The organism is Halomonas sp. JS92-SW72 (assembly GCF_003547075.1).
In the GTDB taxonomy this organism is placed as follows: domain Bacteria; phylum Pseudomonadota; class Gammaproteobacteria; order Pseudomonadales; family Halomonadaceae; genus Halomonas; species Halomonas alkalicola.
In genome coordinates, this window is the sequence record NZ_CP032147.1 from 477,387 (window position 1) to 490,724 (window position 13,338).

Below are 13,338 nucleotides of genomic sequence, written 5' to 3' on the forward strand. Positions count from 1 at the left end.
GGGACGGTGGTGGTCCGAGACGTCCGCCCGAGGCGAGGCCGGACCACCGTTCGAGTCACATGCAACCAATGGCATGAATCGATGAACCTTCACGAGTATCAGGGCAAACAGCTGTTTGCCGACTACGGTCTGCCGGTGTCCAAGGGCTTCGCCGTCGACACCCCCGAAGAAGCCGCAGAAGCCTGCAAGAAGATCGGTGGCGACATGTGGGTCGTCAAGGCCCAGGTCCACGCCGGTGGCCGCGGCAAGGCCGGCGGCGTCAAGCTGATCAAGAGCCCGGAGGAGGCCAAGGCCTTCGCCGAGCAGTGGCTGGGCAAGAACCTGGTGACCTACCAGACCGACGCCAACGGTCAGCCGGTCGCCAAGATCCTGGTCGAGAACTGCACCGACATCGCCGAGGAGCTCTACCTGGGCGCCGTCGTTGATCGTGCCACCCGCCGCGTGGTCTTCATGGCCTCCACCGAGGGCGGCGTGGAGATCGAGAAGGTTGCCGAGGAGACTCCCGAGAAGATCCTCAAGGCCGAGATCGATCCGCTGGTGGGCGCGCAGCCCTACCAGGCGCGCGAGCTGGCCTTCGCCCTGGGCCTCAAGGGTGACCAGGTGAAGCAGTTCACCAAGATCTTCCTGGGCCTCTCCAAGCTGTTCCACGACAAGGATCTGGCGTTGCTGGAGATCAACCCGCTGGTGATCACCGACGAAGGCAACCTCCACTGCCTCGACGCCAAGCTCAATCTGGACAGCAACGCCCTCTACCGTCATCCGGACCTGCAGGCGATGCGCGACCCCTCCCAGGAGGATGCTCGCGAGGCCGAGGCGGCCGCATGGGAACTCAACTATGTGGCGCTGGATGGCAACATCGGCTGCATGGTGAACGGCGCCGGCCTGGCCATGGGCACCATGGACATCGTCAATCTGCACGGCGGCTCCCCGGCCAACTTCCTGGACGTGGGCGGCGGTGCCACCAAGGAGCGCGTGGCCGAAGCGTTCAAGCTGATCCTCTCCGACGATAATGTGAAGGCCGTGCTGGTCAACATCTTCGGCGGTATCGTGCGCTGCGACATGATCGCCGAGGGCATCATCGGTGCCGTCGAGCAGGTCGGCGTCAACGTGCCGGTCGTGGTGCGCCTGGAAGGCACCAACGCCGAGCTGGGCGCCGAGAAGCTGGCCTCCAGTGGTCTGAACATCATCGCTGCTACCAGCCTGACCGATGCGGCAGAGCAGGTCGTCAAGGCAGCGGAGGGCAAGTAATGAGTATCCTGATCGACAAGAACACCAAGGTCATCTGCCAGGGCTTCACCGGCGGCCAGGGCACCTTCCACTCCGAGCAGGCGATCGCCTACGGTACCCAGATGGTCGGCGGCGTGACCCCGGGCAAGGGTGGCCAGGAGCACCTGGGCCTGCCGGTGTTCAACACCGTCAAGGAAGCCGTGGAGAAGACCGGCGCCGAGGCCAGCGTGATCTACGTGCCGGCCCCGTTCTGCAAGGACTCCATCCTCGAGGCCGCCAACGCCGGCATCAAGCTGATCGTCTGCATCACCGAGGGCATCCCCACCCTCGACATGCTCGACGTCAAGGTGAAGTGCGACGAGCTGGGCGTGCGCCTGATCGGCCCGAACTGCCCGGGCGTGATCACTCCCGGCGAGTGCAAGATCGGCATCATGCCGGGTCACATCCACAAGCCGGGCAAGGTCGGTATCGTGTCGCGCTCCGGCACCCTGACCTATGAGGCGGTCAAGCAGACCACCGACCACGGCTTCGGCCAGTCCACCTGCGTGGGCATCGGCGGCGACCCGATCCCGGGCTCCAACTTCATCGACATCCTCGAGATGTTCGAGAAGGATCCGGCCACCGAGGCGATCGTGATGATCGGCGAGATCGGCGGCACCGCCGAGGAAGAGGCGGCGGCCTACATCAAGGCCAACGTCACCAAGCCGGTGGTCTCCTACATCGCCGGTGTGACCGCCCCTCCGGGCAAGCGCATGGGCCACGCCGGTGCGATCATCTCCGGCGGCAAGGGCACCGCGGACGAGAAGTTCGCCGCCCTCGAGGACGCCGGTGTCAAGACCGTGCGCTCCCTGGCGCAGATCGGCGATGCCCTGAAGGAAGTGACCGGCTGGTAAGCCGCTCCCTCCCTCTCGGGACATGCCAAAAGGGCGCCTTCGGGCGCCCTTTCTCGTGGGGCGGTGTGGGCTATCGGGGCCTGACAGCAGCACGGCGGCCAGTTGGCCGCCGTGCTGCTTGCTGCTGCTGGGCCGCGAGGGCCCGGGTCTCAGTCGGCGGGACGCGCCACCAGCGAGCGGGTCTCCTCGCGGGCCTCCAGCAGGGCCACGCGGATATGGTCGCCCAGCTTGAAGCGCTCCTCGCTCTCCACCTGGATACGCCCCTCCTTGTCGTCGATGGCCACCTTGTCGCGATCGCTGTGGATCATCGGTGCCGGCACGAAGGCAGTGGCCCCGTTGGCGGTGAGGCGCACGCGCATGCCGCCGCGGTTGATGGCGATGATCTCGGCGTCGAAGCTCTCCTGGGCCTCGGCGGCCGGGGTCAGGTAGCGCACATAGAGCCAGTCCTTGACGTCGCGCTCCGCCATGCGGTTGAGCCGGCGACGCTCGGTGAGCTGCTCGGTGAGGGCGAGGCTCGCCTCGGCCGGAGCCTGCTCGCCCTTGAGCACCCGCTTGATCAGGCGGTGGTTGACCATGTCGCCATACTTGCGGATCGGTGAGGTCCAGGTGGCGTAGGCGGCAAGCCCCAGGCCGAAGTGCGGGCCGGGCTTCGCCGACATGCTGGTGAAGCCCTGGAAGCGGCGCAGGCGCGCGTCGAGCCAGGCGTCGTCGCGGCCCTCCAGTTCGCGCTTGAGCTCCTTGTAGCGGGGCAGTTCGGTGAGGGCCTCGAGCGCCACCTCGATCTCCTGGCTGGCCAGGAAGTCGCGGGCCGCCTCGGCCTTGTCGTCCTCGAAGGCGCGATGGACGTTGAAGATGCCGTGGCCCACGTGCTCGGCCAGCAAGTGGGCGCAGCAGGCGTTGGCCGCGATCATCGACTCCTCGATCATACGGTTGGCGATGCGGCGCTCCTCGGTACGCACGTCCAGCACGTTGCCGGCCTCGTCCAGGTCGAAGACGTAGTCGGGACGATCCTTGAACACCAGGGCGTGGGCGGCGCGCCAGGCGCTGCGGGCCTCGGTGAGGTCGCGCAGGGCCTTGAGCTGTTCGGCGATCTCGTCTGCCGGGGCCCAGTCGCCCTGGCCCTCCAGCCAGTCGGAGACGCGGTCATAGGCCAGCTTGGCCCGGGAAGTCGCGGTGGCGGCGAAGAAGCGGTAGTCGCCGAGGCTGCCGTCGGCCTCCACGTTCAGGGTGCAGGCCAGAACCGGGCGTTCCTTGCCCTCCCACAGCGAGCAGAGGTCGTCGGCCAGCTGCTCGGGGAGCATGGTGACGTTCTGGCCCGGCAGGTAGACGGTGAAGGCGCGGGTGCGCGCCTCCAGGTCGGCCGCGTGACCCTCTTCCACATAGGCGGTGGGGTCGGCGATGGCCACGGTCAGCGCCCAGCCGCCCTCCTCGCGGGGCACGATGCGCAGGGCGTCGTCCATGTCCCGGGTCTTCTCGCCGTCGATGGTGAAGAAGGGCTCGGCGGTGAGGTCCTCGCGCTCGAGGCCCTCGTCGCGCAGCGGCCAGTCGTCGCCGGCATCCGGGCACTCCTGCTCCAGGGCGTGGCGGGCCAGGGTGACGCGCCAGGGCACGGCGGGGTCGTCGGCCTTGGCCACCAGCTCGTCGATCTGGGCGAAGAAGCCGCGGTCGTCCGCCTTGAGGGGGTGACGGACTAGGCGGGCGACGACCCAGTCGGCGTCGCCGATGGTGGTCTCGTCCAAGCTGCGCTTGATGCGCGCCTTGAGGGCGTTGTTGATGGAGGGGTGGTCGGGCACCACGGCCAGGCGGCCCTCGGCCTTCTGGACCCGGGCGATGAAGCGGTCGAGTCCCTGTTCGATCAGGGTGTCGGGCTCGACGCGCTTCTTGTCGCCTTCCTCATGCAGCACGGCGCCGACACGATCGCCGTGGAGGACCAGCTTCATGGCGGGGGGCGGCACGAAGTAGGACTCGCCCTCGTCGGTCTCGAGGAAGCCGAAGCCCTTCTGGGTGGCCTTGATCACCCCCTCGACCCGGGGGGTGCTGGAGCGAATCTGTTGCTTGAGCTGGGCAAGCAGGGCGTTGTTCTGCAGCATGATCACGAACGTGTGGCGGGGGTAGGGGGCCACTATACGGACTCCCGGGGCGCGCGCCAAACGCGGGACAGGCCGGACAAGGGGAATCAGTCACTTGAGCCGGCGCCCGCATCCCGACCAGAACGCAGACGGCGCCCGCAGGCGCCGTCGTCGTTCTGTTTGGCCGCGGCCTCAGCGCACGGTGATGACGGTGCAGTCGGCGGTATGGGCCACTTTGTGGGAGACGCTGCCGACCACGAAGCCCTGCAGGTCGCTCAGGCCGCGACTGCCCATGACGATGGCGTCGACGCCGCGGCGGCGCGCTTCGCTGAGGATGGTGCGGGCCGGGTCGCCCTGGCCGATCACGGTCTCGATGTTGGTGGCGCCCTGCTCGCGGGCGGCCTCGGCGGCGCGGTCCATTACCTGCTTGCCGGCCTCCTGGCGCTCCTCGCGGCTGGCCTCGATGGCGATGGCGCCGATGCCCCACACCAGGGTGGTCTCGTGGGCAAGCTCTTCAGGGATATGCACCAGGTGCAGGGTGCAGCCCTCTTCCTGGCGGGCGAGCTGGCAGGCCACGGAGAGGGCCTTCTTGGCGTGCTCGGAACCGTCGACGGGCACCAGGATGGACTTGAACATGGCGGACTTCCTTGCTCGGTTGGATGGACGATGCCTTGATCGTAGCGCTTCGGGGCCACGCTGTCATGACCCCGGTCAAGGTGGCCGGGGCTCAGCGCCGCTCGTCCGGTGACTCGCGGCTCTCCAGCCGGCGCAGCTGCTGCCACAGCTCGCGGCGCAGATCACCCAGGCGAGGGGCCGCGTTCTCCGGGAAGGGCAGCGGTCGCGTGAGCCGCTGGGTGCGCAGCCCCAGCCGGGCGCCGAGCAGCCCCACGCCCATGCCCTGGGCGGCCCGGGCGGAGAGTCGCCCGGCCAGGTTCATCGACAGCAGCTCCATGCCGGCGTCGCTGGCCATCTCGGTGGCGCCGGCGAAGGCCATCTGGTGGAGCACCGCGCGCAGCAGCCGGATCCGCCCCGCATAGCTAAGCTCCAGGCCATAGAGATGGCACAGACGGTCGATCATCGCCAGGCTGCGCCAGGCCACCAGCGCCATGTCCACCAGGGTCAAGGGGCTGACCGCCACCATGATCGCCGTCTCGCCGGACATCCGTGATACGAGCCGGCTCGCCTCGCGGTCGCGGGGGGCCAGCAGGTGGTGGTCGAGCAGCAGCTGGAGGTCCCGGCCGTCGTGGTGGGCCTGGCGGGCCGCCAGGAAGCCCTGCCAGTGGGGGTGGTCGTCCTCCAGGGCCAGGGCATGGCGCAGCGCCTCGGCGGTGGCAAGCGCCTCGCGGGGCGTCGCCTCGGGTAGGGCGGTGAGACGGTCGCGCAGCCGGTCGTGGCGGCGCAGCCGGCGCAGCCGCCACAGCTCGCGTCCCAGCGCCGAGCCCCCCAGGGCCAGGGCCAGCAGCAGGAGCCCGCTCCAGGCGCCGGCCAGCCAGTCGCCACCGAGACCGGCGACGTAGAGGGTCGTGCCGGCCTCCACGGCGCCGAGCCCGAGCGTGCCGCCGAGCAGGGCGAGCAGGCCCCAGCGTCGCCGGCGCGGCCGGGCCAGGCTCGTCTCCAGGGCGCGTTCGCCGGCGTCGGGTGGCGGCTCGGCCAGCGGGCGGCTCTCCAGGTCGGTGGCGAAGGCCGCGGCGGGCCGCGGGTCGCGGGCCGCGGGGGCCTCGGCGTCGGGTTCGGGGGAGAAGCGCTGGCCCGGTCGCGGGTCGCGAGGTTCGTTCATGTCGGCTCGCTCATGACAGCTTGTCTCCGATCAGCCAGTCCAAGGCGGCATCCATGCGGATATGGGGCAGGGCGCCGCCCTCCAGGGGCAGCGGCCGAAAGGCCGGATAGGCGAAGCCCTGGCGCGCCCAGAAGGCGTCATCGGGTAGGCGTTCCGGGACCTCGCCGGGATAGAGCAGCAGCGCTTCGCCGTCGAGCCCGGTGCCGCGCAGGGCGGGGGTGCGCTGGCCGCGATGCTCCACCTCGCGAGCCTCGCTGGCGCGGATGGCCGCCAGCGACAGGGCGCGGACCGGCACGCTGGCGAAGCGCAGGTCCTTCAGGGGTTCGGCCAGCAGCGCCTCGAGCAGCGCCACCAGACGAGGGTGCTGCTCCGGGGTGACGTGGTCGGCCTTGGTGGCGGCGATGGCCAGGCGGTCGATGCGCGGCGCGAAGAGCCGCGAGAGCAGACTGCGCTTGCCGTAATCGAAGCTCTGCATCAGGTTGGCGAGTGCCCGGGAGAGATCCTGGAAGCGCTCCGGGCCGGCATTCAGCGCACCGAGCAGGTCCACCAGCACGATCTGGCGATCGAAGCGGCGAAAGTGGTCGCGGTAGAAGGGCTTCACGATGTGCTGCTGGTAGTACGCGAAGCGCCGCGCCAGGGTGGCGTAGTTGCTCTCGGGCGGCAGGGTGGCGAGCGCGGCGGGGTCCGCCTCGGCCACGCCGGGCAGCGGGAAGAACTGCAGCACCGGGGCGCCGGCGAGATCCCCCGGCAGCAGGAAGCGTCCCGGCTGCAGGTCGGCGAATCCCGCCTCCCGGGCGGCGCGCAGCCCCTCGGCATAGTGCTCGGCGATCTCGGCCAGGCGCGCCTCGTCGGCCTCGGCGGCGGGGTCGAGCGCCTCCACGGCCGCGTGCCAGGCGGTGAAGTGGGCGCGGCGCTGCGCCCCGGCCAGGGCCTGCTGGCGGCGGCACCAGCTGGGGTAGTCATGGGCCAGTAGCGGCAGGTCGAGCAGCCATTCGCCGGGGTAGTCGAACAGGTCCAGGGTGAGCTGGCGGGATTCGCCGCCGAGCCAGCCACGCTTCGCGGGGCGATAGCGCAGCACCAGGCGCAGCTCGCTGATGCCCCGGGTGGGCTCCGGCCAGCGCGGCGGCGTCTCGGCCAGTGCCGCCATGGCCTGGTCGTAGGGGAAGCGCGGGACGCCCAGGTCCTGCTGGTTGACCCGCCTGGCTCCCAGCAGCCGCCCCTGGCGGGCCGCCGGCAGCAGGTCGAGCCTGGCCTCCAGGCCGACATGGCGCAGTTGGTTGACCAGCGAGGTGAGGAAGGCGGTCTTGCCGGAGCGGGAGAGGCCGGTCACCGCCAGGCGCAGCTGGCGGTCGCGGCCGCGCTCGATCAGGTCATGGAGCTCGCGAGCCAGGGGCTGGCGCATGGGCAGGGCCTCCTCGGGGCTCAGCGGGGGCCGGCAAACATGGTGTAGAGCAGGGGGCTTGCGGCGATCACGAAGCCCGCCCCGGCCAGCAGGTAGCCGGGCACTCGATGCCGGGTGCGGTGGGCCAGGGTCAGGCCGCCGATGCAGACCAGCATGCCCACCAGGTTGAGGGTGAAGGAGGCCATCTCCATGAAATGCTGGGGCGACATGCGGGTTCCTCGGGTTGCCGTGCAGTGTGGGGAATGGTATCAGGTGTCGGGGTGTCTCCGCAGGACCGACCAGGAGGAAGCGCATGGCCAGGTTACCGGATGCCGAGGCGGTGATCCGCTTCTGGTTCGACGAACTCACGCCGGCCCAGTGGTTTCGCAAGGACCCCGAACTGGATGGCGAGATCGCGGCGCGCTTCGGCGAGCTGCTGGAGGCCGCGGGGCGCGGCGAGCTCTGGTCGTGGCGGCTCTCGGCGCGGGGTCGCCTGGCCGAGGTGCTCGTGCTCGACCAGTTCTCGCGCAACATCCATCGGGACACCCCGCTGGCCTTCGCCCGGGACCCGGTGGCGCTGGTGCTGGCCCAAGAGGCCGTGGCCGGCGGCATCGATCACCACCTGGAGGTGCCCTGGCGCGCCTTCCTCTACATGCCCTGGATGCACAGCGAGTCCCTGGCCATCCATGACGAGGCCCTGGGGCTCTTCGACCAGCCGGGCCTGGAGGAGCAGCTGCACTTCGAGCATCGCCATCGCGACATCATCCTGCGCTTCGGTCGCTACCCGCACCGCAACGCGATACTGGGCCGCCCCTCCACGCCGGAGGAGTTGGCCTTCCTCGAACAGCCCGGCTCGTCATTCTGAGCGCCGCTCGGGCTGGCCTGGATTCAACACGACACACTGCAAGGAGAGCGATATGGGACTGATTGCCTGGTTGATTATCGGCGGGCTGGCGGGGTGGATCGCCGGACACATCATGCGTGGAGGCGGCTTCGGCATCCTCGGCAATATCGGCGTCGGCGTTGTGGGCGCGGTGATCGGCGGCTTCCTGTTCAGCCTGCTGGGGCTGCAGGCCGGTGGCTTCGTCGGCTCGCTGGTCACCGCCATCGTCGGGGCCGTGGTGCTGCTGTGGGTGATCTCGAAGGTCAGGAAGGCCTGACCCCCGCCGCCATGACGCCTGCCTGGCGCCCGGCTCCAGCCGGGCGTCGTCGTTTCTGGCGGCGGCTCAGCGTCCTGCGTGGCGGGGCAGGATGCGCCGATAGCGGTCCAGGGTGCGGTCGAGCCAGGCGCCGTTCAGCGCCACTTCATCGCGCCGGGCCGGAACGCTCAGCGCCAGCAGGAAGACGCCGTCGGCGGCGGGCTCACCCGAGTCCAGGCGCCGGGCCAGGGCCGGGGGCAGGGCCGGGGGCAGGGCCTCCGGTCGCCGCCAGGCGAGGCGCAGGGCGCGCTGCTGGAGCAGGTACTGCAGGCGGGCGGCATCGGTGAGCACCGAGGCGGCGCCCTCGGCCAGCCCCCGGGAGAGGCTCTCCAGGGTGCGATAGGCGGGGGCGCCTGCGGCCCGGCAGGCGTGGGCTCCCTCCACGAAGCAGCGCTCGCGCTCCTCGGGGGGCTCGGGCCAGCGACCGCCGGCCAGGCGCGCTCGGGTGGCGGGGTAGGCCAGGGTGATGGTGACCCCGGGAGTGCCGTCGGCCAGGGCGGTGGACGGCTCGGTGATGGCGCCGTGGTGAAGCTCCCCGCGCAGCCAGCGGTAGTCGCAGGCCTGCTGCACGCTGGCCTGGGCCTCCTGGGCGGTGTGGCTGGCACCCTGCAGGGAGCGCAGCAGGGAAAGGGTTCGCAGTATCACGGGATGGCCTCGCGGTGGACGCGGTCATCTTCCCGGCTGTGCCCGGCGATGACAAGGCCCCCGACGCAAGCCGCCCGGCGCTTGGCCGGGCGGTTGAGGCACGCAGGCTAGGCCGATCAGGCGGTGGCGGGCTGGCCCACCAGCTCCTTGAGGGAGGCCTCGACGATGGCCAGGCCCTCCTCTAGCACCTCGTCCTCGATGGTCACGGGCATCAGGAAGCGGATGGTATTGCCGTAGAGGCCGCAGGAGAGCAGCACCAGCCCCTTCTCGCGGGCGCGCTTGCACAGCGCCGCGGCCAGGTCGGCGTCCGGGGTGTGGTTGGCCCTGTCGGAGACGAGGTCGATGGCCGCCATGGCGCCCAGGTGGCGGCCGTTATCCACGCAGTCGAAGGCCTGCTGCCACTTGGCGAAGCGCTTGCCCAGCTTCTCGCCCAGCGCCTGGCTCCTGGCGAGGATGTTCTCCTCCTCGAACACCTCGAGTACCGCCAGCACGGCCGCACAGGAGACCGGGCTGCCGGTGTAGGTGCCGCCCAGGGAGTTGGGGCCGGAGGCGTCCATGTGCACGTCGGTGCCCACCACGGCGGAGATCGGCATGCCGGCCGCCATGCTCTTGGCCATGGTGATGAGGTCCGGTTCGACGCCGCTGTGCTCGATGGCGAACATCTTGCCGGTGCGGCCGAAGCCGGACTGCACCTCGTCGACGATCATCAGCATGCCGTGCTCGTCGCAGATCTCGCGCACCGCCTTGAGGAAGCTGGCCGGGGCGGGGTAGAAGCCGCCCTCGCCGAGCACCGGCTCCAGCACGATGGCCGCGGTATCGCGGGGGTTGGCGTCGGTCTTCAGCGCCATCTTGAGACCGCGCAGGGCCTCGTCCTCGCTGACGCCGTGGTAGGGCACCGGGTAGGGGGCGCGGAAGACGTTGCCCGGCATGCTGCCGAAGTCGGCGGCGTAGGGGGCGACCTTGCCGTTCATGGCCATGGTCATGAAGGTGCGGCCGTGGTAGCCGCCGTCGAAGCAGATCACGTTGTTCTTGCCGGTGGCGGCGCGGGCGATCTTGACGGCGTTCTCGAGGGCCTCGGCGCCGGAGTTGGCCAGCATCACCTTGGCGTGGCCGCGTACCGGGGTGATCTGACTGAGCTTCTCGGCCACCTTCACGTAGCCCTCGTAGGGCATGACGGTCTGGCAGGTGTGCATCACGCGGTCGAGCTGCGCCTTGACGGCCTCGACCACCTTGGGGTGGCGGTGACCGATGTTGAGTACGCCGATGCCGCCGGCGAAGTCGATGATGCGGTTGCCATCGGCATCCCAGATCACGGCGTTCTCGGCGCGATCGGCGAACTGGGTGGCGGGGCTGGCCGCGCCGTTGGCGACATAGCGCTTCTTCAGGTCGTTGAGTTCCGCGTTGGTCATGATGCCTCCGGTGGCAGAATAAGGGGGGCGAGAGCGGTCCGCGCCCCCACAGTCTAGTTCACTCTGCCAGGTTTGCCGGGGCGCGCAAGGGCAGGGCGCTCGGGGGCAGCAGCGGAACCGGAACCGGCAGAAGGCGCGCCTCGACCCATCGGCGCCGGCGGCGCTTTCCGCTACACTATGGCGCCGCAATACGCTGGCGGCCGCTGCCGTCCTTCTGACTGATGCCGAGGTGAGCCTTGATCGATCCGCTGAATGCCTGGTGGGCCCAGCAGCTGGTGCTGTGTGACTGGGCCTTCGACCCCGACCCGCTGAGCGTGGAACCTCAGGCCGCCCTGATGCGCCTGCACGGGCTGGGCGTGGCGGACCGCGGCGAGCTCGGCTGGCGCCTGGTGGAGTCCTTCGGCGTGGGCGGCAGCATGGCCGACCCGGCTCGCCTGCTGGCGGCCCTGGAGCTGGTCGCCCTGGCCGGTGCCGCGGGCTGGCTGGACGAGCGGGCCGGGCGCGCCTGGGCCCATCGTCTGGCCGCCGAGATCAGCGCCCATCACCGCGACCTGGATGCCTGGCTTTCTGCACTGCGTCGGGCGCGCAGCGCCGAGGGATGGGTGCGCGGCGATGACGGCTTCTTCGAGGCCTGCGAGGCGCTGGCTGCCCTCGAGCACGATGGCGATGGCATCACCTGGGAGCGTCTCGGCGAGTGGCTGGCGATCCACGATACGCTGCCGCCGCTGTGGCCCGTCGAGGAGGAGGCACAGGTGTGGCGCCTGCGCGCCGGCTTCGCGCCGGTGATAAGCGTGCCCGCCATCGAGGGGGACTGGTCGGGCCTGGCCGGCTGGCTGGGCGAGGCGTGGCAGATCCACCACCGTGACGACCTGATCCGTTCTCTGCTGTGGCTGGGCGGGCAGGGCGATCGTCAGGGCTGGGACCTGGACGCCACGCGGCTGCTGGAGAGCGATCCGGCGAGCCGCTATGCCTGGCTTCACAAGCTCGAGGAGGAGGATCAGCGCTATGGCCGGGTGCTGCTCGAGTTCATCGAGCACGGCGAGCCCCTGGAGTGGGCGGCCTGGGACTGGCTGCGGCTGATCGACCTGGCCTGGGCCGGGGCCTGCCTGGGCTGGCTCAGCGGCCGGGAGGCCGCCGACTTCGCGCTTCACGGCGCCGACCTGGTGATGCATCGCTACAGCGACTGGGCGGCTCTGGCCCGGGCCTATCAGCGTGGCAGGAGCCTCTTCGAGGGGCGCAACCTGCTGAGCACCTTCGAGGCCGACTGGCGGCTGCTGTTGCAGTCGCCGGTCAGTCCCTGGCGCCCGGCCCTGCAGGGGCTGGTGGGGCACGAGCCGCTGGAGCGCTCCCGGCAGGCCATTCGGGCCTGGCGAGCCGATCCCCGACACTGGGTGCTGGCCCTGGCCGCGGTGCGTGAGCCCGAGCTGGCGGCTCGCCAGGGGCCCGCCGGGCCGGTAGCGGTAGCGCGCCGCGAGGACGCCCTCCAGTACCTGGCCGAGACCCTCGACCTGCACCCCGACGAGGGCATCTCGGCGCTCTCCCGCTACTGGCTGCCGGCCCAGGCGCACCACCTCAACCAGCTGGCCGCCGATGCGGCCCATGGCGCCCTGCCGCCGGCGGAGACCTCCTTTGGCCACGCCGACCCGGCGGGGCTGGCAAGCCGCGATGCGCTGCGCCGCGGCAGCCGTCATGCGGCCACCATCCACATGGCCGAGAAGTACGCCTTCTATCTGCAGATGGCCATGGACTGCGAGGCCTTCGACGCCGAGGGGCTGGCGGCGCTGGCCGATGCCCTGCGCGCCTCGCTGTGCCGCTTCTATCCGGACCCCCGCCGCCTGCTGGAGGCCTGGGCGACCTGGGAGGGACTGCTGCCGGAGGAGGAGCAGCCTTCGTTGGTGGTCGAGATCCGCTGGCATGAGGAGGACCCCGGCAGCCTGTTTCACTGGCTCGACTGGCGTGCCGGCGAATGGCAGGAGCCGGGGCCGCGTCCCAGCCTGAACCTGTTCACCGCCATGGCACTGGTGGGGCCGCTCAACAGCCCGGCCTGGAGCCTGCCCCACCCGGAAAGCGAGCGTGAGCGCGTATCGATCCGCGAGTGGATCGATGGCCATTACGGGCTCCAGGGGGCCGAGGAGCTGGGCGAGTTCCTGGAGTTCCTGCTCGAGTCCGGCGACCGTCAGGAGTATCTGATCAACTACGCGCCCTACACCCTGAACGCCGCCCGGCTCGGCTCCGAGATCGCTACCCTGGAGTCCGGCGAGTGCAGCGACGAGGAGCGCACCCACCTGCTGCGCCTGCAGCGGGTGCGGGACAACGAGGACGGCTGCAACGAGACCGACATGGCCGCCTGGGACGTGGCTCAGGCGGTGGATCTGGCCATCGCCGCACGCCAGCTGGGCTGGCTGGAGGAGCGCGCCTTTGTGGCGGTGCTGGAGCGTGCCCATGGCCTGGCGGCAGCCCACTACTCGGGGTGGGAGGCCTATGCTCGCGGGCTCTATGCCGGCTTCTCCTTCTTCATGGGCGAGACCCCGGAGCGGGAGAGCTTCGTTGCCGGCTTTCGGCAGGCCCTGGTGGCCTGGCTGTCCGCGGCTCCGCCCCTGGCCGGGCCCTGGGCAAGCCTGGAGTTTCCCGGGGCACGCCCGCGCCACTGGGCGCCGATGCATATCGACACCCTGCCGGGTGATTCGCGCACCCTGCACTGAGAGCGCTTTCAGGGCTCGCCACCCGCTCGGGGCTGG

12 protein-coding genes are annotated in these 13,338 nt (G+C 70.5%); 5 read left to right on the plus strand and 7 right to left on the minus strand.

Annotated features, from left to right (window positions below; translation table 11 throughout):
• Positions 1-81 precede the first annotated feature (81 nt).
• Positions 82-1,248, plus strand: coding sequence for an ADP-forming succinate--CoA ligase subunit beta (sucC, locus tag D1793_RS02300; RefSeq protein ID WP_110068254.1), 1,167 nt, complete (start codon positions 82-84; stop codon positions 1,246-1,248).
• Positions 1,248-2,120, plus strand: coding sequence for a succinate--CoA ligase subunit alpha (gene sucD, locus D1793_RS02305; RefSeq protein ID WP_119020706.1), 873 nt, complete (start codon positions 1,248-1,250; stop codon positions 2,118-2,120). Before sucC ends, sucD begins: the two co-directional genes overlap by 1 nt.
• A gap of 149 nt (positions 2,121-2,269) precedes the next feature.
• On the opposite strand, the gene D1793_RS02310 is transcribed toward sucD, so the two are convergent.
• From D1793_RS02310 to D1793_RS02330, 5 genes are all read right to left on the minus strand, one after another.
• The gene (locus D1793_RS02310; RefSeq protein WP_119023541.1) at positions 2,270-4,210 is read right to left on the minus strand and encodes an exoribonuclease II; all 1,941 of its coding nucleotides are present in this window, start codon (positions 4,208-4,210) and stop codon (positions 2,270-2,272) included.
• Between the two features lie 171 nt (positions 4,211-4,381).
• Positions 4,382-4,825: a universal stress protein gene (locus D1793_RS02315; RefSeq protein ID WP_119020707.1), complete on the minus strand. Its 444-nt coding sequence runs from the start codon at positions 4,823-4,825 to the stop codon at positions 4,382-4,384.
• Positions 4,826-4,916: 91 nt separating this feature from the next.
• Positions 4,917-5,966 carry a TIGR01620 family protein gene (locus D1793_RS02320; RefSeq protein ID WP_119020708.1) on the minus strand — a complete coding sequence of 350 codons (1,050 nt, stop codon included), beginning with the start codon at positions 5,964-5,966 and terminating at the stop codon, positions 4,917-4,919.
• 10 nt (positions 5,967-5,976) lie between these two features.
• A complete protein-coding gene (locus D1793_RS02325) occupies positions 5,977-7,368 on the minus strand; it encodes a YcjX family protein (RefSeq protein ID WP_119020709.1) in 1,392 nt (463 codons plus the stop codon).
• Between the two features lie 20 nt (positions 7,369-7,388).
• A complete protein-coding gene (locus D1793_RS02330) occupies positions 7,389-7,577 on the minus strand; it encodes a hypothetical protein (protein ID WP_110068249.1) in 189 nt (62 codons plus the stop codon).
• An 83-nt stretch (positions 7,578-7,660) separates the two neighbouring features.
• Here D1793_RS02330 and D1793_RS02335 point away from each other — a divergent pair, with 83 nt between their 5' ends.
• Positions 7,661-8,212: a DUF924 family protein gene (locus tag D1793_RS02335; protein WP_119020710.1), complete on the plus strand. Its 552-nt coding sequence runs from the start codon at positions 7,661-7,663 to the stop codon at positions 8,210-8,212.
• A 52-nt stretch (positions 8,213-8,264) separates the two neighbouring features.
• A complete protein-coding gene (locus D1793_RS02340; protein WP_110068247.1) occupies positions 8,265-8,507 on the plus strand; it encodes a GlsB/YeaQ/YmgE family stress response membrane protein in 243 nt (80 codons plus the stop codon).
• Between the two features lie 66 nt (positions 8,508-8,573).
• Here the strand turns inward: D1793_RS02340 and D1793_RS19640 are convergent, their stop codons facing one another.
• Together D1793_RS19640 and gabT are read right to left on the minus strand one after the other, a co-directional pair.
• Positions 8,574-9,191 (minus strand): hypothetical protein, encoded by a 618-nt coding sequence (locus D1793_RS19640; RefSeq protein WP_205527614.1) that lies wholly within the window; start codon positions 9,189-9,191, stop codon positions 8,574-8,576.
• Between the two features lie 116 nt (positions 9,192-9,307).
• Complete coding sequence (gene gabT / locus D1793_RS02350) at positions 9,308-10,600, minus strand: 4-aminobutyrate--2-oxoglutarate transaminase (RefSeq protein WP_119020711.1); 1,293 nt, start codon at positions 10,598-10,600, stop codon at positions 9,308-9,310.
• A 236-nt stretch (positions 10,601-10,836) separates the two neighbouring features.
• Here gabT and D1793_RS02355 point away from each other — a divergent pair, with 236 nt between their 5' ends.
• A complete protein-coding gene (locus tag D1793_RS02355; RefSeq protein WP_119020712.1) occupies positions 10,837-13,302 on the plus strand; it encodes a DUF1266 domain-containing protein in 2,466 nt (821 codons plus the stop codon).
• Positions 13,303-13,338: the final 36 nt, after the last annotated feature.